Source organism: Micromonospora arborensis, from assembly GCF_003205615.1.
Taxonomy (GTDB): domain Bacteria; phylum Actinomycetota; class Actinomycetes; order Mycobacteriales; family Micromonosporaceae; genus Micromonospora; species Micromonospora arborensis.
The window spans coordinates 1-26,508 of sequence record NZ_PYBV01000017.1; the positions used below are offsets into that span (position 1 = coordinate 1).

The 26,508-nt window shown below is 68.9% G+C and carries 26 protein-coding genes; 5 read left to right on the forward strand and 21 right to left on the reverse strand.

The window, feature by feature from the left end; all coding sequences use genetic code 11:
• The 14 genes from C7C45_RS14555 to C7C45_RS14620 all read right to left on the reverse strand — a co-directional run.
• On the reverse strand, nucleotides 1-256 hold a 256-nt coding region (locus C7C45_RS14555; protein WP_280101376.1), incomplete at its 3' end, for an RRQRL motif-containing zinc-binding protein.
• A 770-nt stretch (nucleotides 257-1,026) separates the two neighbouring features.
• Nucleotides 1,027-1,449: a DUF6197 family protein gene (locus C7C45_RS14565; RefSeq protein WP_110564204.1), complete on the reverse strand. Its 423-nt coding sequence runs from the start codon at nucleotides 1,447-1,449 to the stop codon at nucleotides 1,027-1,029.
• Complete coding sequence (locus tag C7C45_RS14570; RefSeq protein WP_110564205.1) at nucleotides 1,446-1,961, reverse strand: DUF6197 family protein; 516 nt, start codon at nucleotides 1,959-1,961, stop codon at nucleotides 1,446-1,448. Before C7C45_RS14570 ends, C7C45_RS14565 begins: the two co-directional genes overlap by 4 nt.
• A gap of 84 nt (nucleotides 1,962-2,045) precedes the next feature.
• Nucleotides 2,046-2,231 carry a hypothetical protein gene (locus C7C45_RS14575; RefSeq protein WP_110564206.1) on the reverse strand — a complete coding sequence of 62 codons (186 nt, stop codon included), beginning with the start codon at nucleotides 2,229-2,231 and terminating at the stop codon, nucleotides 2,046-2,048.
• On the reverse strand, nucleotides 2,228-3,103 hold the full coding sequence (locus C7C45_RS14580) for an FtsK/SpoIIIE domain-containing protein (RefSeq protein ID WP_110564207.1): 876 nt from the start codon (nucleotides 3,101-3,103) through the stop codon (nucleotides 2,228-2,230). The genes C7C45_RS14575 and C7C45_RS14580 overlap by 4 nt, the downstream gene beginning before the upstream one ends.
• 109 nt (nucleotides 3,104-3,212) lie before the next feature.
• On the reverse strand, nucleotides 3,213-4,142 hold the full coding sequence (locus C7C45_RS14585) for a hypothetical protein (protein ID WP_110564208.1): 930 nt from the start codon (nucleotides 4,140-4,142) through the stop codon (nucleotides 3,213-3,215).
• A 119-nt stretch (nucleotides 4,143-4,261) separates the two neighbouring features.
• Nucleotides 4,262-4,594, reverse strand: coding sequence for a hypothetical protein (locus C7C45_RS14590; RefSeq protein ID WP_110564209.1), 333 nt, complete (start codon nucleotides 4,592-4,594; stop codon nucleotides 4,262-4,264).
• A 186-nt stretch (nucleotides 4,595-4,780) separates the two neighbouring features.
• On the reverse strand, nucleotides 4,781-5,977 hold the full coding sequence (locus C7C45_RS14595) for a helix-turn-helix domain-containing protein (protein ID WP_110564210.1): 1,197 nt from the start codon (nucleotides 5,975-5,977) through the stop codon (nucleotides 4,781-4,783).
• Nucleotides 5,970-6,287 (reverse strand): putative quinol monooxygenase, encoded by a 318-nt coding sequence (locus C7C45_RS14600; protein ID WP_110564211.1) that lies wholly within the window; start codon nucleotides 6,285-6,287, stop codon nucleotides 5,970-5,972. The genes C7C45_RS14595 and C7C45_RS14600 overlap by 8 nt, the downstream gene beginning before the upstream one ends.
• Before the next feature lie 599 nt (nucleotides 6,288-6,886).
• Complete coding sequence (locus tag C7C45_RS33615; RefSeq protein ID WP_146247319.1) at nucleotides 6,887-8,821, reverse strand: hypothetical protein; 1,935 nt, start codon at nucleotides 8,819-8,821, stop codon at nucleotides 6,887-6,889.
• Nucleotides 8,811-9,518, reverse strand: coding sequence for a restriction endonuclease (locus C7C45_RS14605; RefSeq protein WP_146247320.1), 708 nt, complete (start codon nucleotides 9,516-9,518; stop codon nucleotides 8,811-8,813). Before C7C45_RS14605 ends, C7C45_RS33615 begins: the two co-directional genes overlap by 11 nt.
• A 514-nt stretch (nucleotides 9,519-10,032) precedes the next feature.
• Nucleotides 10,033-10,818 (reverse strand): hypothetical protein, encoded by a 786-nt coding sequence (locus tag C7C45_RS14610; protein WP_110564213.1) that lies wholly within the window; start codon nucleotides 10,816-10,818, stop codon nucleotides 10,033-10,035.
• Between the two features lie 148 nt (nucleotides 10,819-10,966).
• The gene (locus C7C45_RS14615) at nucleotides 10,967-11,662 is read right to left on the reverse strand and encodes a hypothetical protein (RefSeq protein WP_110564214.1); all 696 of its coding nucleotides are present in this window, start codon (nucleotides 11,660-11,662) and stop codon (nucleotides 10,967-10,969) included.
• Between the two features lie 150 nt (nucleotides 11,663-11,812).
• Nucleotides 11,813-12,700, reverse strand: a complete 888-nt coding sequence (locus C7C45_RS14620; protein ID WP_110564215.1) for a hypothetical protein — start codon at nucleotides 12,698-12,700, stop codon at nucleotides 11,813-11,815.
• A 216-nt stretch (nucleotides 12,701-12,916) separates the two neighbouring features.
• Here C7C45_RS14620 and C7C45_RS14625 point away from each other — a divergent pair, with 216 nt between their 5' ends.
• On the forward strand, nucleotides 12,917-14,002 hold the full coding sequence (locus tag C7C45_RS14625) for a Gfo/Idh/MocA family protein (protein WP_110564216.1): 1,086 nt from the start codon (nucleotides 12,917-12,919) through the stop codon (nucleotides 14,000-14,002).
• A 119-nt stretch (nucleotides 14,003-14,121) separates the two neighbouring features.
• Nucleotides 14,122-15,126, forward strand: coding sequence for a hypothetical protein (locus C7C45_RS14630; RefSeq protein WP_146247321.1), 1,005 nt, complete (start codon nucleotides 14,122-14,124; stop codon nucleotides 15,124-15,126).
• Between the two features lie 103 nt (nucleotides 15,127-15,229).
• Here C7C45_RS14630 and C7C45_RS14635 read toward each other — a convergent pair whose 3' ends face one another.
• Both C7C45_RS14635 and C7C45_RS14640 read right to left on the reverse strand, forming a co-directional pair.
• Nucleotides 15,230-15,583 carry a hypothetical protein gene (locus C7C45_RS14635; RefSeq protein WP_110564218.1) on the reverse strand — a complete coding sequence of 118 codons (354 nt, stop codon included), beginning with the start codon at nucleotides 15,581-15,583 and terminating at the stop codon, nucleotides 15,230-15,232.
• A gap of 204 nt (nucleotides 15,584-15,787) precedes the next feature.
• On the reverse strand, nucleotides 15,788-16,444 hold the full coding sequence (locus C7C45_RS14640) for a 4'-phosphopantetheinyl transferase family protein (protein ID WP_110564219.1): 657 nt from the start codon (nucleotides 16,442-16,444) through the stop codon (nucleotides 15,788-15,790).
• Nucleotides 16,445-16,645: 201 nt separating this feature from the next.
• On the opposite strand from C7C45_RS14640, the gene C7C45_RS14645 reads away from it, so the two are divergent.
• Nucleotides 16,646-16,915 (forward strand): hypothetical protein, encoded by a 270-nt coding sequence (locus tag C7C45_RS14645; protein WP_110564220.1) that lies wholly within the window; start codon nucleotides 16,646-16,648, stop codon nucleotides 16,913-16,915.
• A gap of 50 nt (nucleotides 16,916-16,965) precedes the next feature.
• On the opposite strand, the gene C7C45_RS14650 is transcribed toward C7C45_RS14645, so the two are convergent.
• The 3 genes from C7C45_RS14650 to C7C45_RS14660 form a co-directional block, all read right to left on the reverse strand.
• Complete coding sequence (locus C7C45_RS14650; protein ID WP_110564320.1) at nucleotides 16,966-17,748, reverse strand: peptidase; 783 nt, start codon at nucleotides 17,746-17,748, stop codon at nucleotides 16,966-16,968.
• On the reverse strand, nucleotides 17,748-19,031 hold the full coding sequence (locus C7C45_RS14655) for a VWA domain-containing protein (RefSeq protein WP_110564319.1): 1,284 nt from the start codon (nucleotides 19,029-19,031) through the stop codon (nucleotides 17,748-17,750). Before C7C45_RS14655 ends, C7C45_RS14650 begins: the two co-directional genes overlap by 1 nt.
• Before the next feature lie 369 nt (nucleotides 19,032-19,400).
• Nucleotides 19,401-21,068 carry a dolichyl-phosphate-mannose--protein mannosyltransferase gene (locus C7C45_RS14660; protein ID WP_244200391.1) on the reverse strand — a complete coding sequence of 556 codons (1,668 nt, stop codon included), beginning with the start codon at nucleotides 21,066-21,068 and terminating at the stop codon, nucleotides 19,401-19,403.
• Nucleotides 21,069-21,209: 141 nt separating this feature from the next.
• Here C7C45_RS14660 and rsmI point away from each other — a divergent pair, with 141 nt between their 5' ends.
• Nucleotides 21,210-22,049: a 16S rRNA (cytidine(1402)-2'-O)-methyltransferase gene (rsmI, locus tag C7C45_RS14665; protein ID WP_393141047.1), complete on the forward strand. Its 840-nt coding sequence runs from the start codon at nucleotides 21,210-21,212 to the stop codon at nucleotides 22,047-22,049.
• Between the two features lie 167 nt (nucleotides 22,050-22,216).
• On the opposite strand, the gene C7C45_RS14670 is transcribed toward rsmI, so the two are convergent.
• Nucleotides 22,217-23,263 (reverse strand): hypothetical protein, encoded by a 1,047-nt coding sequence (locus tag C7C45_RS14670; RefSeq protein ID WP_244200384.1) that lies wholly within the window; start codon nucleotides 23,261-23,263, stop codon nucleotides 22,217-22,219.
• A 149-nt stretch (nucleotides 23,264-23,412) separates the two neighbouring features.
• Between C7C45_RS14670 and metG the strand changes: the two genes are divergently transcribed.
• Nucleotides 23,413-25,215, forward strand: coding sequence for a methionine--tRNA ligase (gene metG, locus C7C45_RS14675; RefSeq protein WP_110564223.1), 1,803 nt, complete (start codon nucleotides 23,413-23,415; stop codon nucleotides 25,213-25,215).
• A gap of 45 nt (nucleotides 25,216-25,260) precedes the next feature.
• Here metG and C7C45_RS14680 read toward each other — a convergent pair whose 3' ends face one another.
• Nucleotides 25,261-26,508: a hypothetical protein gene (locus tag C7C45_RS14680; RefSeq protein ID WP_110564224.1), complete on the reverse strand. Its 1,248-nt coding sequence runs from the start codon at nucleotides 26,506-26,508 to the stop codon at nucleotides 25,261-25,263.

Below are 26,508 nucleotides of genomic sequence, written 5' to 3' on the forward strand. Positions count from 1 at the left end.
GCCGGGCGGTGAGCGCCTTGTCGATGGCCGCCCGTTGGGCGGGGGTGGCGGTGCGCTTGGGCATCGCGAGGTCGAGGCGGAACAGGTAGGCGACGCGCTTTCCGCGACGCCACATGATTTGCGCGGCGGGGTCTTGGCCGCCGGGGCGCAGGTTGCGGGTACGCAGTTGCCGGCGGGTCAGCAGCCCGTCGGGGGCGAACTTGAAGGGGTAGGTCGGCAGGCCGTAGCGCTCGCCGGTCGGGTCGTAGAACACCATCGGGTCCTCCGAGTCGTCGTCGGCCTGGTCGTCGGTGTCGTCGCCGGCAGAGGTGCCGGTGGCGAAGGTGGGGTGTTCGTAGGTGTCGCGGTCGATGTCCTCGGGCAGGAACGCCGCCGAGCACTGGGCGCAGACGATCGGGCCTTCCTCGAAGGCGGCCTTGGAGATGCGCAACTTGCGGGGGCACTCGCATTCGCACGAGACGCCGTTGTTGTTGTTCGTGCGGGTCTTGCCCTCCCCGGTCGGTTCCGGGTGGCGGTAGAAGCGCAGCGCCTCAGTGAGGCCGGTGATGGTGGCCTTGTAGCGGGCGCGGGTGAGGTCGGTCAGGGTGCAGGGCGAGTAGCCGAGCTTGTCGTCCTTGGTCGTGGACAGGCCGAGTTCGGCGGCGAGGGTGGCGAACTTCTTGTTGTGCCAGCGGCCCTGCCGGGAGGTGTCCTGGATGCCCCGGACGTCGGCGAGGGCGTGGGTTGCTTCGTGCAGGAGCGTGGTGAACACGGCTTCCGGTTCGCGGGACAGTCCCTCACCGGAGATGAGGATTTCGGGCAGTTGCTGCTCGCCGGCTTGCCAGCGAAGGGCGGCGAAGTGACCCCACTTCATGCCCTGGTTCGCTTTGGTGGGGGAGCCAGAGCCGACCACGAGAACAGCGGCCGGAACTTCGGTGTGCTGGGCGCGGATCGCGGCCCAAGCGGCTTCCAGAGCGGCGACGAGTGCGGCGGTGGAGATGTCGTTTTGACACGTACGTGTCAGGTCGGGGGTGTGGGCGGCGATGCTCATGCGGCCCTCCGGATGGTGTGTCGGCGGTAGGCGATGGCGGCGGCGCACAGCGCCTCGATGACGTCGGCCGGGGTGCGGCCGGGCAGGGTTTCCCAGTCGAAGACCGGGGCGTGAAGGCCGGCGTGGCCGACGGCGATGAGGTAGGTGTTGAACCACTCGACGGCGGCGCTGTAGGCGTGCTGGTCGGCGTCGGTGATGCCGGTCAGGTACCAGCGGGGCCGGCCGAACACGGCGGCCCGGATCGCGCCGAGGATCGACGCCGGGTAGGTGCCGGTGCGGTGACAGGCGCACGTGGCGGGGCAGGCGTCGTGGGCGTCGTAGAGGCCGGTGGGGGTCCAGCCGTAGCGGCCCAGGTAGAGGGCGGTGCGGTCGAGAACCGCATGAACGTTGCCGGTCGGCAAAGCGGTGACGGTGCTCATCGGGTCGCCCGCCAGACGAGGAACCCGGCACGGGTCGGCAGCCGTTCCTGGCTGTACTCGTGTTCGGCGTAGGTTTCGAGGTCGTCCTCGGTGGCGTGGGTCCAGTCCCACGTGTCCGCCGCGTCGCGCAGCGTGGAGATGACGTTCTCGGCAGTCTGACCGTCACGGTCGTTCCAGTCGCTGGCGGTGGGCCAGCCCTGCCAGTCGTTGGCCGGAATGGTGAGCGCGCCGGTGTCGGCGAGGTAGCCCGTCAGGTACTTGCGGGCGCGTCGGGCCTCACACCGTCCAGGTCCGCTGTTGCAGGGCAGAGTGATGAGCCGGCCGTGGGCGGCCATGCCGATCGCACCGGCCACGCAGGCCGGCGGGAACGGGTTGTCCTCGGTCGAGGCGTAGTAGGAACCTTGGGTCCAGCCTCGGATTTCGAGGTAGCGGGCGGCGCAGCGCAGGATGTCGGCCGGAGTCAGGTCGGCCAGCGCGCCAGGGATGGTGGACTGATTTTGGGTAGGGTTCATGGCGGCCACGTCCTTTCGTGGGCGGTGGTTGGGTCGGCGGTCCGGGTTCGCTTTCCAGGGCTTGGTCCGGGCCGTCGGCCGCTTCTATCGGTGGTGCAGGTGGAGCCTGAGAGCCACCCGTTGTCTGCCGTCGCTGACAAGAGCGGGTGCGGAGCGGAAGACGAGGGCGCCCGCGTGGCGGGCGATGGCGGTGAGTGCGGCGATGTCTTCGCCGTCACCGATGAGCACGAGGTCCAGGACCCGAGTCGGGACAGCGGTCCGGGTCTTCATGCCGCGACCTTCACGGCGGACTCGGCGGGGGCGACGAGGCCGCTACGTCGGCGGGTCCAGGTGGCGTAGTCGGCGACGCGGATGATGTCGGCGTCGGTCATGTAGGCGGCCTTCACGCGGTTGGGAATGCCGCCTTCGGCGATGAGGTAGCCCTCGCCCTGGTTGTTTGGGTCGATGCTGTTGGACGAGAAGCCGCGGGCGTACCAGCCGTGTCCGAGGACGATGTCGGAGGACACGTCGTTGGTGCAGCGGCCGGCGAACCGCCATGCGAACAGGTCCCGCAGCGATGGCGGGATGATGTCCGAGGACGGGCGCTGGGTCGCGGCGGCGACGATGATGCCGACGGCGCGGCCCCGGGCGACGATGTCGCGCAGCAGCGCGGCGAACAGGTCCTGGTCTTTCTTGTCCCCGGCGGTGGCGGAGAAGTAGGCGATCTCGTCGCAGGCCACGAGGATCTGACCGAACAGGTCGTTAGGGCCGATCTTCCGGCGGCGGTGCGACAGCAGGAACGCATACCGGTTGTCCATCACCGTCTGCACGCGGCGCAGGGTGCGGATGGCGTGGTCGATGTCGGGGCCGACGAACACGTCGGCGGCGTCCTTCCACAGCCCGAGTTCGACCTGCTTGCCGTCGAGTAGGCACAGCCGCACGTCCGGGCACAGGGCCGCGTGCCCGACGATGGTGTTCAACAGGCTGGACTTGCCCGCGCCGGGTTCACCGCCGATGAGGATGTTGCGGTAAATCATCGGGAGGTAGGCCGGGTGGCCGAACTCGTCGATGCCGAGGAAGACCGGGTCGAAGATGGACAGGCCCGCGCCGACCGGAACCGTGTCCGCCGGGGTGGGTAGTTCGATGGTGTCAGTGAGGTCCACGACGACTCCCGAGGATTGGTTGACACGTACGTGTCAGGCGGGTGGGGGATGGGTGGGGGGCGCGGACTCTTGACCCGTCAGGGGTGCTTGGTCCGCGCCGTCCCGGTGGTTAGGCGTAGTCGGAGGGGTCGAACCCGTTCGGGCTCGCGGCAGTGGTGGGGTTGCGCGGCTTGCGCTGGCGGGGCGCATCGGGTGATGCGATGACCGTCACGTCGGGTACGTCGGGCAGGTCCAGGCCGACAGGCGGCATGCCCGGAGAGGTGGGGGCGTTGGCCGGGATGTCCGTGGGGACGTAGTCCGGCAGCGGCGACACAACGGTGTGCGCCAAGGGCTCGCGGCGGGTGATGTCCAGCCGGATGAACGCGGCGTACTTGCGGCCGGCGCGCATGACGCGGACCTCGTTGGCCCAGCACGCCACAGCGAGCTTCTGCATCTGGCCGTCCTGCTCCAGATCGCGCAGAGACAGGCCGGGGCGCAGCCACACCCAGACCCGTTCGCCGGCCGGTGTCGGCTTGGCGAGCAGGATCAGCGGGAGTGAGCCGTGCCGGTTGGTGGCGATGAACGCCGCGAAGCACAACCGCAGGCGGTGCCGGACGATCAGGCACCAGGCCCAGGCCATGACTCGACGGCGGGTCGGGGCGATGGCGGCGGGGACGCCGACGACCAGGGCGACGATGAGCAGGGAGCCCCACAGCGGGGTTGACTGCATCAGCGTGGTCCAGCCGTAGACGGTGGCCAGGCCGAGCAGGATCTCTGGCAGCCAGTGCCAGAAGACGCGCAGGACCGGCCACGCCACGATCAGCGCGAACAGCACAGCGCCGAGCACAGCGCCGAGGACGACGCCGAGCAGCCCACCCAGGATCGGGTGCATGTACTCAGAGGCCACCGTGGCGGCCAGGAGGCCGACCACACCGAGGGTGACCCAGAACGCGATGGTGGCCCGACGACGGTACGAGCGGGCAACCGGCGCTTCGATGACAGTGACTTGACCCCCACGGTTCGACCAGCCGAACGGGGACCTCTGGCTAGACTTGGACACGACAAGTCCTCCCTAGGTAGGGACCTTGTTGGACAGGACGCGGGGTCGCAGACGACGCCAATCAACGGCGACCCCGTGTCCACCTCTCGCTTCTGTGGAGCCGATCCAGGAACGCCGCCCTAGACGGCGGCGGTGTCCATCGCGGTCAGAGCCGAAGCCCGGAACGCGACACCCGAGCGGACCTTGCCGTCACGGTCGTTGACCCAGGGCAGCGCCTCCAGGTTCACCGGCACGACCGGCTGACGAACCGTGACAGCCGGCATCACCGGGCTGACCACGGTCACGTTGATGACCTCAGCGCTACCGTCCGCGAGGGCGTAGAGCTGCACCGCCCACATCGGGGCCTTCGTCTCCCGATCGAACTTCTGCTGACCCGACTGGTCCAGCTTCGGAACCGGGTTCACCGCGACCTCGTACGACACCCGCGAGGTGTCCAGCAGCAGACGTCCCATGACTGACTCCCTTCAACTAGGGCTCGCTCACCTTGAGCGATTGCCCGTGTTCGATGGGATCAGCGTAGCCCGTACAAAAGTACGTGTCTAGTACTTCGGTACGGGTCATCGACCGGAATCTTGATGCGAAGAAGGGCGCCCCGCTGTGGGACGCCCTTCGGTGCGGCTCGGAAGGTGTGACGGTAGCTAGGCCACTCCTACGCGGCGAGCCAAGGCTGCCAGTCGGTCGGAGGGGACGGGTTCCATCCGTACAAGGTCGGAAACCATCGTCTCGACCGCCGGGTGTCCCTTGACCTGCTCCGGGGTCAGCGCCTCGGCCTGCTCAAGCGCATCGACCGCCTCAGATACCCTGCGACGCTGAGTCCAGGCCCCTGCCACGTACATGAGGAGCCGAGCCTGCCGCTCGGACGATAGGCCGGACGAGTCGATCCGCTCGGCCGCCCGGAGCGCAGAACCAGCGTCACCGAGTTCGACTGCCACCGCGACCTCGTGTAGCTGGACATTCGTGGGACCAAACTCGGTTTCGTAATCGTTGCGGTCGACCCCTAGGAGCTGAGCTGCCTCTCGCGCCACTCCGAGATACGCGTGAGCCCTCTGATCATCTCCCATCCGCGCAGAGGCCACAGCCAGTTGCAGATTCAGCGCGCCGAACAGCGACACAGCCGCCGGCTTGTCTGCCGATACCTCGGACTCAAGCGCTTCCGCGGACGACGATGCAGCGCTTATGACCTGCTCGAATTGCCGCCCGCCCTGAAACACCAGCGCAAGGCGGAACGTTCCAGCGGCGACCAAAAGCGGGTCTCCCACCTGCTCCGCAACGAGCAAGGCCCGATCGATTGCCACCCAGGCCGCTTCATGCTGACCAAGCTTCGACAGTGCGGCCGAGAGGGCGTGATACACCGACGCTAGCTCGTTGAGGTACGTCTTTCGCGCCTCGCCTTTGGCGGATCGCGTTGCTCTCTCCAGATCCGGCAGTAGGCCCCGCAGCAGCTCGGCCAGATCCTCGTAACGGGCGGCGTGTGCGTACGTCCAACACAGATCGGCTCGCTCGGCTGTCTGCGGCAGGGGAAGCTCTCGGTCCTTGCCCAGAATCGCGGCCATGAGGTAGCTGGTACTTAGCACCGAACGTAGGGCGGTAGCCGCCGAGGGAACCTCAGTGCTCTCCGTATCCGCAGTGCCGGGGGCCAGTTCGGCCATTGGGATACCGAGCGCACCCGCAATCCGCTCCAAAATGGAGACCCGATCGATCGAACGCACCCCACGCTCGACCTGCGAAAGCCACGCCTCAGACCGCCCGATCATCTCGGCAAACTCACGCTGAGATAGACCGCGCTTCTGCCGCCGCCTAGCTATAAGTCGACCTTGCTCGTTGCTGTCAGGCATCTAGTGAACCAAGACCCTTGCTAGGTCCGACCGTCAGAAACTCAACCCGGGCGTCCTGCGTGTACGGTTCGCGCTCCTTGTGGAAGCGGATCACGTGGGGTTGCACTTCGTGCGCCTCGAATGCTTCTCGGTCTGCGTAGCACTCGTAGAAGACTCGGGCGAGCGGTGCCCCCTCTACGGAGTGGGTAGCATAGATCAGCGTCCCTGGTTCGCGGGCACGGATCTCAATCCCTGTCTCTGCGACAAGCGCGTCAAACGCTTTCGCGCTCTCGTCGTCTTTCAGATCGAAGCGCACCACCAATGCGAACATGCAGCCACCCTTCCTGTCTAACCGAGAGTTACGGCTTGTGTACGCAACTCTAGCCGTACTCTTGTTCGGCCACCCGTATTCTATTACGGATCTGTTCGGCGGGGTAGTCGGTGAGCAGTGGGGGGTCTGAGGCGAGTAGCACCTGTGTGAGAACTTTCTGTACGGGATCAAGGCGGCCCGCTTCGCGGACCGTTCGCGCCGCCGAACCTGGGCCGGGCCGCTGGCCCGCCGCTCGCGCCTTAGGCCTGCGGCCACGGCGCGATCGGTGACAGCCCGCCGGCGGCGCGACATACGAAGAAGCCCTGGGCCGCCATGATCGATGGCAGTTCCGGGGCTTCAAGTTGGTCGAGACACGGACAGTGCCTCCGGCGGGGCGCTCGGGCGCTCTGGGATGGTGGTGCCATCCCGACAACCTCCGTCCGGGCAGAGCCGAGCAGGTGGGGCCTGCCCGGTCAAGGTCGTTCAGCCGCTGGGTGCTCCACCTTGACCGGGCAGGCCCCACCCACTCCACGGTGTGCGGACGAAGGCCGACGGGATGGCTGCCAGGTGCAGCGGGATATGTACAGGAAACGGCTCAGCTGCGACGGCGCGGTCAGATGTCAGCCCCCCATATCCGTTCTGCTTTCGACCGAATCGATGCCGTGTTTGCCTTTCAGGCAGTCAATGACTGCCGCAGACATATCGGGGGATAGCTGCTGGAAGATTGTCGCTATGGGGGGATTGGGCTGACCGGCCCCAACGACAGTCGCAAGCAGTTCCACGGCTAGAGCGCGAGCTTCGGGATGGAGATCTGCTAGTCGCCCCCAACCACGAATAAGTTCCGTGTTGAACTCGCCCGCAGCCGGGTCGTTGATGAGCCACAGCCATGCATCAGCCAGGGGGTCAAGAAGACCTAGCTCGCCTTGAGTACCCGAACGGGTATTGAGATGGCCCGCCCTATGCAGCCACTCGGGATCGAGAAGCCCTGTCAGTGCGATGGTTCTCTCATGCTGGGGCCATTGCTCAACTACCGAAAGCACCCTAGTCAATTTCGTCCTCTCAACATGAGAACGCAATGCATCTTGTACTGCCAGTCGGACTGCAGCGGTCTGCGCTCGACTAGCAACGCGACGTAACCGCACGACGGCAACGGTGAACGAATTGTCGCCAACCTTGCCGCCACAGAGCCGGGCTACTTCGACGAGATTTCGGCTGCCGCCAGCCCAGTCGTAAAGGCGCTTTTGTAATGCCTGGCCGACGTGCGGATCCTCTAAGAGCCCAGCGAGAGCTGCATAAGCCCGCCGATTCTGATCACGATTGCCGTTCAACAAGTTGAAAAGCACATCAATTGCGGATACCCATCGATGGCGGGATGCTAGACGATGAACCACTTCGATAAGCCGACGGCTCTCAGCGCTGTCAGTAGGTTTGCGCGCTGACATGTCGGTGATCCAGGAAAAGAGTGCCTTCCTAATGTTAGGTCTTTGCTCCCAAAGATAGTCAATAACTTCGTCATGGTCCGCACCTCGGGCCGATAAATAAATCCGGTCGCCGATTCTGCGCGCCCCTACCTTGGCGAGCTGTTGACGTATGTCGGCACCCTCAAGCGTTCTCGTAGGATCAACCGCTATGCCAAGTTTCCCACTCAGAGCGCCGGCCTCTTCCGAAAGTGTTTCAACCGTTGCTCCGCCGAGAACCGCTGCGGCTATGAGCAAAATTCGCTCGCCCGCACTACCCGGCACGTCCTTGGCGAGATGGTCAACAATGTACCGATTCCAGCGCTTCCATGACGCGGCAAAGCGCAGCAATTCCTCTTGCGATTCCGCATGCGCGGTTATGTCAAATGCGAGGCCAACGCCGTAGTCTGGCGGGGCATCGCTGTCCTTCAACGCTTCGACGATCCCCGCTAGAGCCTGGACATCTAGGAGTTCCCCTCCAGGCATGGCAGTACGTCGCGCCTGATAATCCAACCGGACCCGCACAACTTCGAGGACCTGAGGTTGGCCAATAGACGCCGTAATGTCGGCAAGCTCGTCGGCGTACTGTTGCCAGATTGCAGTGCTCGCGATGACGACTAGCCTTGCGTTCACCGCCTCCAGTTCGCGGCCATAATCACGCAGATTGGCGGCAAAATCGTCGGACAATTCCTCGGCGTAAGTAATGTCGAGCAAGTACCGAGCATTTCCTTCTCGCGGGAGATCACGAAAATCATACTCTCCCCAGGTCACGTTCAGCCTATGGACGGGCTGAGCAGTGCCGAGACACAACACTGACAACGCACAAGTTTGCCGCCCGGTGCGGGGCTCTCCCATCAGCACAACTACGCCCGCGCCATGCCCGCGCCAAAGAATGTGCTCTGCCCGCTCGTAGCCTTGCGGTGGGCTGAAGGCATGAACGGCGACATTAACGTCTCTAGAACTGACCACTACGCGCGGCACTCGAGCACGCACATAGGTAACGTTCAAATCACGGCGCGCTTGGAGGATGGTTGCATGGGGGCCAGCTTCGGCGATCATTGCCCCAATATCGGCGCCAGCGTTGTCGTCACCTTCCACTGCTTTGTCCGAAATGCATCGCTCCGTTGATGTCTCGGCCAGCCTGAATAGAAATACCGCCCTCCGCCACCGTGGCAGTCATTGGACCACTACTCGGCGCGGTCGATGACGCCTCCTCATTGCAGAAGTCCCGGCGGATGGCAGGCCCGAACGCGGTTTCGACAACGGTCGGAAACTCTCGTAGCGACCTGGACAGATCCCAGCCGTCTCGAACCTGAATATCTAGACCGGACCTCGCAGCCCGAAGTTCGATCAGATCGGTCTCAATGTCTTTTGCGTCGACGATGCATGCCACAACCACGATGAAACTAGTGACGACGAACGGCTGCCGGACCTCGAACGCCGTGACCGCGCGTCGTAGGGCAGCTCCGTCGAATTGTGCCACACGCTTACATTGGTATGCGAAATACGTCATACCGTCATCGGTGGCAATCACATCCCGGCCATCGTCAGCCCGGCCCGACCTACCGTACAGCCGGGCCTCCCGGTGGCCGTCCACCATCGTGGCTACCTCTGCAATGAGCGCCTCGAAGTCATACGGCGACATGGCCTCAAAGGGCAAACGACTCGGTCTGGGGCGCGCAAGCGGCGCGTATCCTCCCGGCGGCACGGCCAACGCTGGCGCAGGGTCGAGGGAATCGAATAGGCGTGCCTGCTCAGTATCGGGCAGATCGAACTGTCGGCGTTGAGGCGTCACTAGTGAATTATCGGCTGAAACCCCTTCCGCAACAGCAAGTCGCTTGTCATTTGTCGCTATCCCGACACTTGCTGTGCTAGTCCTCGCGGTGGTGCTACATCGCGGCCTGCATTCGCTAGCCCGACCGACGGACGATGCTGGGTCACGCAGTACAGCAGGGGAGTGCAGCAACCGACGACACCAAGCGGAACCACGGTGACGACCATTAGACCCCTCGACCAGCGGTGCGAGGCGGACGGCACCCGGTTGCCGATCTCTGGGGTCAAGCGGTCGTCCTGGGACGAAGATCGCTGGGCACAGATCCGGCACAACCGGGACCGAGAAGCCGTGTCAAACGTCGAAAGGCGATGACGACGGTTGTGCAGGTCAGCGCTGCGATCCGCCCGATAGAAGATGATCCATCGAGGTCGCAGGTGTATGGGGTTCAAATCCCCTCAGCTCCACCCCGGATCAAAGGCCGTTTCCGTAAGTCGGAAACGGCCTTTTCGGTGTTGGCGGGGCACGAATCCGGTCGTCAGCTCCACCTCAAGCTGGCGAGTTCGGTGCGGAACTGCGCCAGGCTGAATTTTTCGCCCTCGGAGGGCGTCAACCGCAGCGAGTACGTCAGGTCCCCGACCTCCCACTGCACCGACCAGAAGGAACCGGGGCTCCCCGTGATGGTGCCCCGGTGTGAGCCGACGAGCATGGTGCCGACAGGGGAGGGGCCGTTGCCTCCCCCGACCGTACGGCCCGCGCTCGCGCTCGCGCTCGCGAACAGCGTGGAGCCGTTCGGGCCGTTGTAGCCCTGGCAGAAGCCCTCGTCACAGTGACTCGGATGCGGGCTCCACCGCTTGTCGGAGGTCAGGTCTGGCAGGTCGCGATCGGAGAAGGTCGGTGGTGGCAGCGCACTGGTGGCGTCGCGGAGCACCCGACCGCCGAGGGGCTTCTGCAGCGACACGACGAGGGGCACCCGTAGGCCGCTGGTCGCGCAGTCGGTGGCGTCCACCACGCGGCCGCTCACCGCGACGACCACCTGAGTGTCGGTCTGCTCGGTGAGCGTGGCCTGCGGTTGCACGAGCTCCTTGCAGGCCGTGTCGCCGGGGGTGGCCCACACGGTGATGGTCCTGTCGTCGCGACCAACCATCGCGGCGTTCCAGCCCATGGCCGGCACCACCGGCGCAGCCGTGGTCGCGGCCACGCCTTGGGTCGCGGCCTGGTCGGGCACCCGGCGGCTGAGAACGATGCCGCCGACGAGCGCGAGAGCGAGGGTGACACCTGCCGCCGTGGCGCCGATCCGTCGGCGACGGCCAGTGCGATTCATTGCTGCCACAGCCGTATCGAGCAGGTCGTCGGTCTGCACAGGTGTCGTACCTCCCGGTGGAACAGGCGGACCCGGATCGTACGTGAGTGTCCGGTGCTCCCGAGGCCCGCGAAGCCGACAGCCGAGCAGTCGTCCTGCGGCAGGACGACTAGGAGAATCGTTCGGTCGTCACGGGTATCAGGCCGTGCTGTCGCAGGACGCTCGTCAGGTCGGACAGGGTCGAACCCACCGCGTCGGCGGTGGCGGTGCTCAACAGGACGGTCACGTCGAGACACCAGGCGAGTGTGTGGCCGACCCGTCGTAGATCCCAGGTGAGTTGGTCGCCGTCCTTCTCGAGGCGACCGCTCGCGGCTGATGCGTTCGTGCCGTCAACCGGCGTCCGCCACGCTGCCCAGAGGCTCGTCACCTGCTCGGCGCGGAGATCCTTGGCGAAGAGGACGCGGTAGACGCGCCGTTCGTGGAAGCCGGCCGGGGGCTGCGCGGGGCCGAGCCGCAGCGGCGGTGCGGTCGCGATCGGTTGGTGGTCGAGGAAGTACGTACGCAGCACCGCGTCGTCGGGCAGTTGCTCACCCCCGAGCGTGCGGTAGACGCTTTCGGCCTCGCGGCGAGAGGTGGGCACCACCCTTGCCAGCGTCTCCGGATCGGTGCGGATGGCGCGGCTGAGCGAGGCGGAACTCCACCAGCCGGAAGTCGGCGTCCAGCCCGCGCTGTCCAGACCCGTCGTGGAGTAGTCGTGCTGGCGGGTGAATTCTTCGACGACGATCCCCTCCACCGCAGTGGTCGGGTCACGCTCGTCCTGCCCGGGCAGGACCAGGTAGTAGTCCAGGGACGACGCTCGTTCCATCGCCTTTACGTCTGAGCCGCCAGGTGCGACGTGTAGGGGGTTGGCAGCCATCGGCGACATCCTCCGTCGTGCCTCCATCGCGGACCCGGCAACCGTAGCGATTCGCGGCCGGGCGGCCGAACGTCTGTCCGGCCGCCCGACTTCAATGCGTCAGGACCTGGTCAGCGTCACGATCGAGGTGTTGCTGACGGTGACGTACTCGTCGTACTCGACGTCATGGCCGGTGGCCCGGGTGATGGCCTCCGCCTTGCCCTTGCCGAACGGGGTCGTACCGGTCGGGACGGCGGTGGCCGTCCACTGCGTCGCGCTGCCCGGCGTGCAGCTCACCTGCGCCGAGAAGGTGCCGCGCACCAGCACCCTCCTGACGATCTGGGTGACCGCACCCTCCAGCGACACGGAGGTGGGCTGGTTGCAGGTCACCGTGCCCTGCAGGACCGCGTTGCCGTTGATCCGGTTGGCGATGCCGTCGGTCGCCACGGCGAGTTCGAGGTCCAGCGGCTCCGGCGGCGGCGGGTTGGAGATGTGCACCTCGCCGCGTGCGGCGGCCTCCCAGCCCTCACAGTGCTGCTCAAAGGTGGCGTCGAAGGTCTGCACGTAGCCGTTGGGGCCGAACACCGCGTTGAGGACGGTGAAGGTGCCGGTCAGCTCGTTGCAGCCCCGCCCTTCGCCGGACAGGTCGAGCCCGGGACCAGCGCCGTTGAACGGGTATCGGGTCGCACCCTTGTAGGTGCCCGGGGCCAACGCCGCACTGCCCGGGGCGTCGAAGTCCACCGACCACCAGTCGCCGTTGTAGCCGCTGATGCTGACCGACACGTAGCTGTTGTCGGCCGAGCCGTTCGTCGTGAGTTGGTCGCCGTTCTCGGTGGAGTAGGAGTAGGAATCTCCACCGGTGATGTAGTCGCCGGGGTCGCCACTGAAGGAGACCGAACCGGACTCCACGGTCTGCGCCTGGGCGGGCGCGGCAATGGCCAGCCCACCCAACACTCCGGTGATCGACAGGGCGGCCGCGAGAGCCGCCTTACGCCAGGTTCCTTGCATTCCGTTCCTCTCTCGGAGACGAGACAGCCGCGGGCGCCTGCCCGATAGTTGCTGTCGGCCAATTACCGCACGGATCGATGGTGCCGACCGTCCGCAGCGACACAAAGTACAAAGTGGATAGACCGCCGACGGCGGCCATGCGCGCAGCCGGAGGCGGGCGAGACGCGAGCGACGCGTCGGGCGGCTAGCATCCGGATCTCGACCTGAGGAGCCCAGATGACAACGACGGCCCAGACCCGGTTCGGCATCGTCGGCAGTGGCTGGCGGGGGGAATTCTTCCTACGCCTGGCCCGGCTTCTGCCGGAGCGGTTCCGGGCGACCGGAGTGGTGACGCGTACCGAATCGCGGGGTGACGTGGTGGCGGCCGAATGGGGCGTGCGGACCTTCCGTACGACGGCCGAACTGCTCGCTCACGAGCGACCGGACTTCGTCATCGTCTCGGTGCCCTGGCCCGTGACCCCCGACGTGACCCGCGAGTTGGTCGCGGCCGGCGTACCGGTGCTGGCCGAAACGCCTCCCGCCCCGGACCTGGCGGGCCTGCGCTCGCTCTGGGCCGATGTCGGGGGCAGCGGTCTGGTGCAGGTCGCCGAGCAGTACCTGCTGATGCCGGGGCACGCGGCCCGCCTGGCGCTGGTCCGCGCCGGGGTGCTCGGCGAGCCGACCTCGGTCCAGATCTCCTCGACACACCTCTACCACGCGGTCTCGCTGATCCGTGGCCTGCTCGGCGTCGGGTTCGACGCCGCAGAGGTCAGCGCGCGGGCCTTCGTCGCGCCGCTGGCCAACCCGCTGTCACCTGCCGGTTGGAGTGGCGACGCCACCCCGCGGCAGCTCACCACCACCCTCGCGTCCATCGATTTCGACGGGCGGATGGGGTTGTACGACTTCACCGACAACCAGTGGTGGAATCCGCTGCGCGCCCGCCGACTGGTGGTGCGGGGTTCGCTCGGTGAGCTGGTCGACGACCGGGTCGTCCGCCTGGTCGACCCGACCACGCCGGTGGAGTCGTCCCTGACGCGACGGCAGACCGGTCACGACCTGAACCTGGAAGGGCTCGACCTGAAGCACATCAGCTTCGACGGCGATGTCGTCTATCGCAATCCGTTCGTCGGCAGTGGAATGTCCGATGACGACATCGCGGTTGCCGACATCCTCGCCCGCAGCGGTGCGTGGGCGCGGGAGGAGGGCCCGGCGCCGTACCCCCTCGCCGAGGCCTGCCAGGACCATCTGATCAGCCTCGCCATCGAAGAGTCGGCCCGCACCGGCCATCCGGTCGTCGCCGGCACGCAGCCGTGGGCCCGGTAGCCCCGCTGGAAACCGTTTCTGTCTCCTCCCTGACACATCGCAACCGTGGAGCCTCCCCAGGTGTGAGACCGGTATCAATCAAAACCCGGGAGCACCCGGGCGCACACGGGGAGAAGAAGATGACGTACACCGCTCGACGCAGGATGCTCGCGGGCACCGCCGCCGCCGGACTGCTGGCCACCTCTCTCGGCGTCGCCGTCGCCGCACCGGCGACCGCCGCGACCGGCAGGGCGGCCCTCGGGGCCTGCACGATCAGCACCCTGCCGTACCCGACTGACACCTACCGCGCCGACGCGAACGCCATCGACCCGACGGGCCGCTTCGTCGCCGGCACCGCGTTGCGGATCGAGGAGACCGGCAACCAGTACCTGCTGCTGTTCTGGGACGGGGACCGGCTCACCGAGGTCGAGGTGCCGAGCATGGCGGAACCCTCCGACATCAACGAGGACGGCGTCGTGATCGGCAGCGACTGGGGCGGCCAGCCGTGGCGGTACCGCGATGGCCGGATCGAGCGGCTGCCGGTGTTGCCGTCCTTCACCGGTGTTGGCGTCACCGCCATCAACAAGGCCGGCGACATCGTCGGCCAAGGCACGGACGTGGAAACCAACGAGTTCGTCGTGCTGCGCTGGCCGGCCGCCCGGCCGGGCACGGTCGAGGTGCTCGACGTCCCGGCCAACGCCACGCCGAGCGGGATCACGGATAACGGGACCATCGTCGGTATGGCCGGGGACTTCGGATACTGGACCGGCTGGGTCCGTCGGCCGAATGGCCGGATCAAGCCACTCACCGTACCGGGCGCTGAGTCGACCGTTGTCAACGCGGTGGCGGGGCACTGGGCGGTCGGCTTCGTCAACCCGGGCGATGGCAACACGGTCAAGGTGCGGTGGGATCTTCGGGACGGCTCGTACACGTCGATCGACCGGCGGATGAGTTCGCTGGACGATGTCAACGCCAAGGGCGTCGTCGTGGGCGGCGACCGGGTCGCGCGCGGTGCCAGCTCCCGGGAGTTGCCCGGCGGCGGCGTCGGGGTGGGCATCGGTGCTCGGGTCATCTCCGACACGGGCACCATCGTCGGCTTCCGCAATGCCGACCGTGTCACCCCGGTGCGCTGGACGGGCTGCTGACCTGCGGCCCGTCCAGGTGAGGACGGGCACCTGAACAAGGGCGAGCACCGTACGCGGTGCTCGCCCTTGTTCCTACCGGTGGGGCCGGCCCCACATCACGCTCTTACGGCTTCCGGGTGCCGGCGGTCCCGATGGCGTTGGAATTGGTGCCGTCGGCCCGGTTGGCGCCCATGACGAGCGCCACGATGCCGCCCGCGCAGCAGAGCAGGGTGAGCACGGCCGCGGTGACCGCGACGACCACGGCGGTCTTCTTGGCGGCGTTCGTCCGCGTCGGCGGCGGTGCGATGAGCGGATAGCCCGACACCCGGCCCACCGGGTGTCCGCCGCCAGCGTCCGGGTGCCCACCGCCGGCAACCGGGTACGCGGCGCCCGAGAACGGCGGCTGCGGTGTCGCCGCGAACGGATGGGTCGACGGCTCCGGGTTGGACTGCTGGCGATACTGCTGGGGGTGGGTCACCGTACTCCTTGACGCCTCGGTACGTGCGGTTCGGGAACTCCGCCGACGCTACCGTGCGTGGCCGATCGTCCGGCCGTCGCGCTGGATCGCGTCTCACTGATGACGACGATGCGCCGGTACGGCCAGCCTGGACGCCGTCCGGTCGGAAACCGGCCGGCACAGTGGACGCGGTGGTCTACCCATCGCTGTCGGTGAGCACACCGGCTAGCGCAGGGAGAGTACGGCGGCGGTGCGGACCAGCCCGTCGGCGACCACGAAGCGGCCGCTTATCGATGCTGGCGGGTCGTCGACCCCCGCCGCGTCCACCTGGGCGGGCGCGATCCGAGCCGTGAACGTGCCCGCGTCCGGATCAAGATCGAGCCGGGCGTCGTGGAAATCCAACCAACTACCGACGACCGGGTACCAGACCTTGTAGACGGTCTCCTTGGCACTGAACAGCACGACCGGCCAGTGGGTGCCGCTCGGCAGGCGGGCGCAGTTGGCCTCCTCCTCGGGCAGCAGCACGAGCCGGTTTACTCCTAGGCTGACCTCGCGGTGCTGCTCGGCGTCAATTCCGACGGACCGGACGTCGGTGGTGTGTGCGGCCGCGGCCGCGCAGTAGCCGATGGTGTGGGTGATGGCACCGACCATCCCCGCCGGCCAGACCGGCGCGCGGTCGGCGGCGGCCGGCACGGCGGTCGGTGGGAGGCCGAGATCGGTGAGAGCCCTGCGGGCGCAGGCCCTCCCGGCAGCGAAGTCCCTGCGGCGGGTCGCAACGGCCCGCTCGCTGAGGCACGCCTGCTCGGCGGGGAGCAGCTCGCTGGTCCAGTCGGCCGGACCGGCGACGGCCACCGCGACCGTCGACGGCAGCAGGTCACGCATCGCTGCCGCCTACCGCTCGGTAGGAATGGAGCATCGGCTCAACCGTCAACTTTCCGACTCCCACAACCGGTGAAGGTACCGGAAGGATGTAACACCGGAGGGCTGCGCGCCGCCCTCACTGATGGCTCCGGGGGGACCACCATCGAACACTGGCCGGGCACGACAGCCGGCCAGTCCCGTGGACATCTGGAAGGACGTGCGATGACCGATGGTGCGGAACAGTCGGGGGTGCGGGCTGATGACCACGCCCCGAAGACCCCCTGCTGGAGTTGCCGCTCCTGCGGTGACGAGTGGCCGTGCGCGACGAAACGCAGCCGGCTGCTGGCGGAGTACGGGGGTGACCGGGCGATGCTCAGCGTCTACCTGGGCTCCTGCCTCGCCGCCGCCACCGAGGATCTGCGCGCCGCCCCGGTGATGTCGCTACAGGACCGGTTCATCGGCTGGTTGCCCCGCAGCCCCCGGCGCAGCTGACCGCTGGTGGCCCCGCCGACGGGCGGGGCCACCAGCGGGGCCGGACGGGTTCAGCGGCGCCGGGGCCGCCGGGTCACCGCGAAACCGACGACGCCGCCCACGGCGGCGAGCACGCCGCCGATGCCGGTCCAGACCCAGCGCGAGCCGAGATCCGGCAACCAGTCCGCGAACGGGTCGCTCTCGTCGTCGGCCTCCGGGTCCACCGGGGGTACGGCGTTGAGCACGGTGCCCGCCTTGGTGTTCGGCACCAGCGGTGCGGCCAACTCGCCGTCGTCAGCCGAGGCGCCCCGGTCGGCGATGGTGCCGACCAGCAAATCCACGTCGATCGGCGCACCCAGATCCGGCTCCGGCAGGTCGATCACGGAGAGCCGGACGACGTACGTGCCGGGCAGCGGATCGGCCGACCAGGGCTCCGCCCACGGTCGTACCTCGCGCAGCGTGCAGCCCAGCGCCACGCTCGTCGCCGTCGCGTCCACGGTGGGGGTCTGCGCCCCTGCGGTGCACGCCTGGCGTCGGCGCAACCCGTCGAAGACGTCGACCGTCCAGGTGGAGGCCCCGCTGCGCCCCTTCGGGAAGGTGACGGTGGCATTGATCTCGTGCACCTGACCGGCCGTCGCCGGGAACGACCAGTAGAGGTGGTCGCCGATCGAGGCGTCGACCCGTACCGGTTGCCCGGCGGTGATCGGGGTCGCGGTGAGGAACGACGTGCCGGCCCGGTTCACCGGCGTTGCGCCGGGGGAGGGCGTCGGGGCGGCGACGGCCGCGGTGGGGAGCAGCGCGGCCCCGCCAGCGGCGAGCAGCGCCGCCAGCGACCGGAACAGTGCGGTACGCATCAGTTCTCCCTCCAGGTGGCGACCCACCAGCGGGTGAGCAGGCCGGCGAGCAGACCGGTGATCAGTCCGGCGATGGTGAGCAGGGCGAGCAGCACCCAGCCCCGGCCGAGGTCTGGTCCGTCCGGTGCGGGTGCGGCGGCGACCACGTCGATGGTCAGCTCCACCGGCATGCCCGGGGTCGCTGCCGTGCCGGGGCGGGGGGCGAACGAGTTGCTGACCACCAGGCAGACGGTGCTGGGTTCGACGACCGCGGCGGCGGTCTCCTCGGCTTCAGCGGCATCCTCGTCATCGGCGGTGGCCGACCAGCGCAGCCCGGCGGAGAGCACGTCGGCCCGCCCGCTGCCGGCGTCCGCGCCGCGGACCAGCTCTCGACCGTCCGCCGCGGTGGCCCGCAGCAGCACGCCGTAGTCCCGGTTCACGGGCCGGTCCAGCGCCATGCTGACCGACGCCCGAAGCTCCTGCCCGGGGCGTACCGGCACTCGGTAGTAGCGGTGCTCGGAGAACGCCTCCCGGTCGGCGTACACGCCGGGGGCGAGCAGCGGCGCCGCAGCGCAGGCGTTCGCGCCGCCGACAACGGTCGGGGCCGCGGTGTACGTGTCGCCGGCCCGCTCGACGAGTTGCTTGATCCGGTCGGTCAGCTCGTCGGCGCTCTGCGCGGCGGTGTAGGTGCCGCCGGTCGCGCTGGCGATGCAGAGCAGTTGCCGGCGGACCTTCTCGTCCGGGGCCAGGCCGAGGGTGTCGACGACCAGGCTGGTGCCCTGGGCGGCGAGTTCCCGGGCCACCTCGCACGGGTCGGGCGGGGCGCAGGTGTCCTCGCCGTCGGTGATCAGCACGATCCGCCGGGTGGTGGCCCCGGTGCCCAGGTCCTGTGCGGCGGAGCGCAGTGCGAGGCCGACCGGTGTGAACCCGGTCGGCCGCAGCGTCGCCACGGCGGCCTTGGCTGCGGACCGGTCCACCGGGCCGACCGGCACGATCTGCTGCGTGTCCTGGCAGCCGACCTTCTTGTCCTTGCCGCGGTAGGTCGCGCCGAGCACCCGGATGCCGAGCTGGGTCTGCTCCGGCAGGGCGTCCACCACCTCGTTGAAGGCTTGCTGGGCCACCGAGATCCGGCTGCGTCCGTCGATGTCGGCGGCGCCCATCGAGCCGCTGACGTCAAGCACCAGCTCGACCCGGGGAGGCTCCGGCACCGGCTCCTCGTTGGCCTGCGCCGGGACCGGCCCGGCCAGTGCGGTGGTCGCCAACAGTCCGCAGAGGACGGCCGCCGATCGTCTGAAGTTGATCACGGCCCGCAGTGTAGTGAGATCCACTTTGGATGATCACTTGGGTCGGTCCGGCTCGTCCCCGCCTGGCGCCTCCGACCAGCCCGGCGACCACCTCTGGCCGGCCGGTCTCGCGCTCTGGGTCCACGCCAGGTCACCCTCGGTCAACTGCCCCATAGCAAACATCGCCCCGGTCGGCATCCGTCGGAAATCTGACTCAAGTCGACCCGTTGTGCCGGTGGTGCGCGGTGGTTAAGCTCTTCATGCGCGCCCCAATCGCCCGCTTCCCCCGTGGCAGGCGATCGGGGCGCGCGTCTTTGTCAAAAGGGCCCGCACGCTTCAGGCGTGCGGGCCCTTTTCCGTCGCGCTATGCGGCGCGTCGCCTGTCGGTGCTTATATCCACCGACCGTCGAGCCACATCCGGGACAGCCAGTCCGAGTATGGGAGCAGCTTACCGACGAAGATCGGATAGAAGTACGCGAAGCAGAGCCCCACCAGCAGCACGTACGCCCCCGCCGCCACGCTGCCCACCAGTCGGCGTTCGTAACTCGGGTCACCGGGCACCAGCGGCGCCACCTCACCCACGTCACCCCCGGCGGGTGCGATCAACGCGCCCAACACGTACACCACGGCCAACACCAGGAAGGGCACCGCCGGGGCGGCATAGAACGCGAACATCGTGCGGCCCTGGAGGGCGAAGGCGAACCACGGCAGCAGCCCGGCGGCCACGCTCAGCAGGATCGCGCCGGCCCGCCAGTCCCGACGGGCCAGGCCCAGCCAGGCCAGCGCCACCAGGGCGGGCAGGAACGACCACCAGAGCAGCGGGGTGCCCAGCAGCAGGATCTCGGAGGCACAGGTCGGCTCGCCGCAGGCGCCGTCACCGGACCAGTAGAAGGCCACCGGCCGGCCGAGCAGCAACCACTGCCACGGCCACGACTGGTACTTGTGTGCGTCGTCGAGCTGGGCGTGGAAGCCGTACGCCGCCCGGTGGTACTCGAAGAGGTTGATCAGCGGGCCGATCACCGGGCGGTCACTGAGCGAAGCGGTCGCATAGTGGGGAGACGACGCGAGCCGGTAGTAGCCGTCGTCGGTGAGCAGCCAGCCCGACCAGGTGGCGAGGTAGGTGCCCAGCATCAGCACGCCGGCGAGCACCAGCCAGGGCAGCTCGTCGAGCAGGGTGTCCCGCCAGGGCCGGCGGACCCCCGCCGAGCGGCGGACGCCGACCTCCCAGAAAATCACCAGCAGTGCGAAGACCGGTACGAAATACAGGGCGCTCCACTTGACCGCGCAGGCGCAGCCGATCAGCACCCCGGCCGCCAACCGCCACCACGGCCAGGTGCGCCAACCGGTCGGGGGTCGGCCGGCTCGGCCCGGCCGGCTCGGGTCGAGCCCGTCGTCCAGCGCCCGCGCCCAGCGTCGGCGGCGGGCGTCCCGGTCGAGCACCAACGCGCCGAACGCGGCCAGCACGAAGAAGAGCAGGAAGATGTCGAGCAGCGCCGCGCGGGACAGCACCAGGTGGAAGCCGTCCAGGGCGAGCAGCAGGCCGGCGGCGCAGCCGAGCACCGTCGAGCGGAACATCCGCCGGCCGATGCGGACCAGCAGCAAGACCGACAGGGTGCCGACCACGGCCGCCGAGAACCGCCAGCCGAACTCCGGTGCGGTGGTCATCAGGTGCCCGGGGACGGAGACCTTCGAGTCGGCGTCCTGATAGCCGAAGGCCCACTCGCCGAGGCCGATCAACCACTTGCCCAGCGGTGGATGCACCACGTACGACGGGACGTTGTCCTTGTAGTTCCACTCGACGCCCCGGCTGATCAGCCCGTAGCCGTCCTTGGCGTAATAGGTTTCGTCGAAGATCTTGCCCTTCGGGCTGGACAGCCCGACGAAGCGCAGAATCGCCGCGATGGCCACCACCACCGCCGTGGCCAACCAGGAGAGTCGGTCCAGTTGGCTGTCGACGGTGGCGAACCGCCGCCGGACCAGGGCGGGCAGACCGCCGCCAGCGGCGGGCGGTGCCGTCGGCTCCTGGTCGGGACTCGGCTCGCCCGTCACCTCGACCATCTTGGCAGGATCGGCGCTCGGGCTCTGCGCTGTCGACGCACTCGTCACCCGGCGATCGTAGGCTGCCAAGGTGCCCGGTGGCGTCCGTCGTCCCTGATACCGGTACCAACTGTCGATGAAGGAGACGAATTCGTGGGTGAAATGTCCGAAGTTGGGCGCCTGATCCTGCTCGGTGCCCCGCTCGGCAACCCCGCCGACGCCTCGGCCCGATTCCGGGAGGTGCTGGTCAGCGCCGACGTGGTCGCGGCCGAGGACACGCGCCGACTCACCCGGCTGGCCCGCGATCTCGACATCACCGTCGGCGGTCGGATCGTCTCCTACTTCGAGGGCAACGAGGAGCGGCGCACGCCCGAGTTGGTCGAGGTCATCCTCGGCGGGTACGTGGTGGCGTTGGTCACCGACGGCGGGATGCCGAGCGTCTCCGACCCCGGCTACCGGCTGGTCCGGGCCGCGTTGGAGGTCGGGGCGCCGATCACCGTCGCCCCCGGGCCCAGTGCGGTCACCACCGCACTGGCCGTCTCCGGGCTGCCCTGCGACCGGTTCTGCTTCGAGGGCTTCCTGCCCCGCACCCCGGGCGGCCGCCGATCCCGGCTGCGCGCGCTCGCCGCCGAGGAGCGAACCCTGGTCTTCTTCGAGGCGCCGCACCGGATCGGTGCGGCGCTCACCGACCTGGCCGACACGTTCGGCGCGGACCGGCCGGCCGCACTCTGCCGCGAGCTCACCAAGACCTACGAGGAGGTGCTCCGCCGGCCGCTTGGCGAACTGGCCCGGTGGGCCGCCGAGGGGGACCCGCGTGGAGAGATCACCCTCGTCGTGGCCGGCGCACCGGTGACCGCCCCGGAACGCCCCGACGACGAGACCCTTCGCGCGGCGGTCGCCGAGCGGGAGGCCGCCGGCCGGTCCCGCCGGGACGCCATCACCGACGTCGCCACCGAGTACGCGCTGCGCCGCCGGGACGTCTACACGATCGTGCACAGCTGACCGACGCTCCTAGACGAGTAATTCCTAACCCTGGTTGGGGGCCTCGTGAGGGCGGATGCGGTAGTGAGCGGTATACCTCAGGGTCATATTCATACCTCTGAGGTATACCGCTCAACAGCACATCGACATGGCGGCCAGCCTGGGCCTGTGCCCGTCGGCCGGCGGGTTCACCAGGCGGCGACCAGGAAGCCGACGGTGATCAGCGCCGGGCCGGCGATGGCGGCGGCCACGGCCCAGCGGCGGTGCCGGCGGCCGGGCAGCCGGGCCGACCCGGTCCACCGGACGATGCCGGCGGTGCAGGCCAGCACCGCCAGCAGGCCGGGCAGCCAGCGCAGGTGCCGGCCCAGCCCGGCGTCCGCGTACGCGGTGCCGCTGTCCGGGCCGGTCATCCGGGCCGTCAGCCGTGCACCGGCCACGTCCCCTCCGGCGGGCACGCCGCTGACCTTCACACCGTGCGCGATGAACCGCCCGTCCTCCGCGGTGAAGATCCCCCGGCACCGCTGGGTGAGCCCGCCGCCGGTGCAGTCGTCGATCACCACCGTGCCCACCCGGGCATGCCCGACCGCGAGCCAGAACGGGCCGGCGCTGACCCAGGCGAAGAAGGCCGCGACCAGGCTCAGCACCACCAGCGCGGCGAGCCCGGGCAGCGGATCCGGCGGTGGGGCCGGACGGCTCGGGGACCGGCGCCCCGGCCACCGGAAGCTGCGGTCCCGCTCCGGTGGGGGGTCCTCCCGGACCGGGGTGCCGTCCCAGTGCACCTGCTCGATCGGTGCCCAGAAGACGCTGTCGTCGTCCGGTGTGTCACCGGCGGGCCGCTGATCGGAGTGTCGGCGGCTCTGCTGTCGGACGGGCACCCGACTCGGCACCGCGTCCACCGGTGCCCCGGTGGTCGGCTCCACCTCGACGGCCTCACCGCTGGCCTGCGCGGCGGCGGGTCCCGAGTCGGCAGCCCGTCCCGATGCGGCCGGCTCTTCCTCCGGCCGACCGGCGTCCGGCCCGGGGTTGCTGCTCGGCCGTGGATCGGGGCTCGGCCGTGGGGTGGGGCTCGGTCGCTGTGCCGGACCCGGGTCGATGCCGGGCACCAACCGGGGCTGGGGAGCGACCCCGGCACTGCGGGGCGCGGCGGGCTCGGGGCCGGGGTCGTCGCCGACCGCCGGCCCGGTGGGACGGTCCTCGTGGTCCCGTGCCGCTCGTCTGCCAGTCACGAGGTTCATTGCACACCGGTCGAGGAGGCGGAATGGGCAGCTGAGCCGCGTGTCGGCGACAAATCGGACCAACGGGCGGGGTGGTCGGACCGGTCCGCCTGCCCGGCACCCCCCATTGGTTCGCGGATGCCCCGGACGGGTCACTAGGCTTGCTGCTCATGAGTCACGTTCTCGCGGCAGTGGCCTGGCCGTACGCCAACGGCCCCCGCCACATCGGCCACGTCTCCGGTTTCGGCGTTCCCTCCGACGTCTTCGCCCGGTACATGCGGATGGCCGGCCACGACGTGCTCATGGTCTCCGGCACCGACGAGCACGGCACCCCGATCCAGGTGCAGGCCGACGCGGACGGGGTGACCCCGCGCGAGCTGGCCGACCGGTACAACAGGGTGATCGTCGAGGACCTGCACGGCCTCGGCCTCTCCTACGACCTGTTCACCCGCACCACGACCCGCAACCACTACGCGGTGGTGCAGGAGTTGTTCGAGGGGATGTACCGCAACGGCTACATCGTGCCGAAGACCACCATGGGCGCCATCTCCCCGTCCACCGGGCGCACCCTGCCCGACCGCTACATCGAGGGCACCTGCCCGATCTGCGGGTACGACAGTGCCCGTGGCGACCAGTGCGACAACTGCGGCAACCAGCTCGACCCGATCGACCTGATCGACCCGAAGTCGCGGATCAACGGGGAGACCCCGAAGTTCGTCGAGACCGAGCACTTCTTCCTGGACCTGCCCGCCCTGGCCGAGGTGCTGCGGCAATGGCTGGACACCCGGGACGGGTGGCGGCCCAACGTGCTGCGGTTCTCCCGCAACCTGCTCGACGACCTCCAACCCCGGGCGATCACCCGCGACCTGGAGTGGGGCGTGCCGATCCCGCTGGAGGGCTGGCGCGACCGGCCGGACAAGCGGATCTACGTCTGGTTCGACGCGGTGATCGGCTACCTGTCCGCCTCGATCGAGTGGGCCCGCCGCTCCGGCGATCCGGAAGCCTGGCGGAAGTGGTGGTCCGCGGACGGGGCCGGTAAGGACAGCCAGTCCTACTACTTCATGGGCAAGGACAACATCGTCTTCCACTCGGTGATCTGGCCGGCGCTGCTCTCCGGGTACTCCGGCGAGGGCTCCCGCGACGGTCAGCCGGGCGAGCTGGGTCGGCTCAACCTGCCCACCGAGGTGGTTTCCAGCGAATACCTGACCATGGAGGGGCGCAAGTTCTCCTCGTCCCGCAAGGTGGTCATCTACGTTCGCGACTTCCTGGAGCGCTACGACGCCGACGCGCTGCGCTACTTCATCGCCGCCGCCGGTCCGGAGAGCAACGACACCGACTTCACCTGGGCCGAGTTCCTCCGTCGCAACAACGACGAACTTGTCGCCGGCTGGGGCAACCTGGTCAACCGGTCCGTCTCGATGGCAGCGAAGAACTTCGGGGCGATCCCGCCGGTCGACCCGGCCGGGCTCACGGAGGCCGACGAGGCGCTGCTCGCGACCGCTCGGGCCGGGTTCGCAGTGGTCGGTGACCTGATCGGCCGGCACCGGCAGAAGCAGGCCATCGGCGAGGCCATGAAGGTGGTCGCCGAGGCCAACAGGTACCTCTCCGAGCAGGCCCCGTGGAAGCTCAAGGACGAGGCGGACAAGCCTCGGATGGGCACCATCCTGCACGTCGCCCTCCAGGTGATCAGCGACGCGAACACGCTGCTCACCCCGTTCCTGCCGCACTCCGCGCAGCAGGTGCACGAGCTGCTCGGCGGCACCGGCGTGCACGCGCCGATGCCGGTCATCGAGCAGGTCGACGACCTGGACGGCGGTCCGGCGTACCCGATTCTCACCGGGGACTACACCGTCGGCGCGCGCTGGGAGTCGGTGTCGCTGGAGGCGGGCCGACCGTTGGCCGTGCCGAAGCCGGTGTTCCGCAAGCTCGACCCGTCGATCGTCGACGAGGAGCTGGCCCGGCTGGCCGAATGAACGCAGGACGCGTGCGGCGGCAGGGTGCCCTGCCGCCGCACGGCGTCACATCGCGTACCGGGTGTCCATCACCTGGTCGTCGGTCACCTCGGCACTCGGTGCCCACGCCTCGTAGACGCCACGCTCGTGGCACTGCGCACCGGTCGTGACCACCGCGTCCGGGTTCGGGTAGCGCAGTCGCATCCGCAGCCAACCGGCCTCCTCCCGCAGCACCAGGCAGGGCACGCCCCGCCACTGGGCGAACCGGAGCCGGCGGGCCACCGCGTCCACCGGGTAACGGGCCGCCCTGGTCTTCGCCAGCACCCGGAACCCGCCGGGCAGGTCGGCCACCGCCTCGTACTCGTTGTCGCCGTACATGCCGACAAGTTGGGTGGAGCGGGGCGCGTCCGAGTTCGGCACGTACTCCTGGTCCGGGGAGATGTTCGGCACCGCGGCCAGCAGGTGCCGCCACTGTGGGCCCACCATCCGCAGCCACCCGCGCTGCTCGGCCTGGTAGGTGTAGAGCACCACCTCCTCCCCCTCCGCCGGGTAGGCGATCAGGGTGGCGTTCGCCGGCATCGGCAGATCGGCGAAGTCCCGGGTGATGAACTCCGGAATGAGCTGACCGTTGCTCGGCACGAAGCCCGTGCCCAGCACCGGTGCGCCGAGCCGGTCCCGGGAGGCCAGCGCGGTCAGGCCGCGGTGTGCCCCGCCCACCGGCACGTCGTAGTCGCCCGGGTCGGACGCCCGCCAGCGCAACGCGTACGCCACATCCGAGCTGTCCCGGCCGACCTCACCGTCGGTGCGCAGCACTGTCGTCGTCGCCGGCGTACGCAGATGCGCCACGTCATGCTCGCGGTAGCAGAAGCCGTGCGGCAGCCAGCCCCGTACGTACCCGGCGAGCTGCCGGGCAGAGAGCATCTTCACCATCCGGGTTCCTCGCCGGATCACGGCCGAGGCGCGTGCCGCCGTCAGTGTCGGATCACCCGCCGCGGCCGGCTGCTGGCTGAGCTGGTGCAGGTACGCCCAACCCCGCTCGCGGTGCGCGGGCATCATCAGCGGCGTCTCCGGCTCGTCGGCCGGCTCCGTCGCCCCGTGCACCGCGGTCACCTCGGTGACGTGCACGAACCGGCGCCACGGCAGGGCGCTGCCCGGTCGGGGCGCCCACTCGAAGCCGGCCACCTCGTCGGCGCTGAACAGCTCGTACGCGGCGCCTCGGGCGATCTCCTCGGCCGGGTAGACGCCGCCGTCGAACGCCACGCGCAGCCCGGTGCGTTCGCCGGCGGTACCGCCGGCCTGAGGGGTGACGCTCAT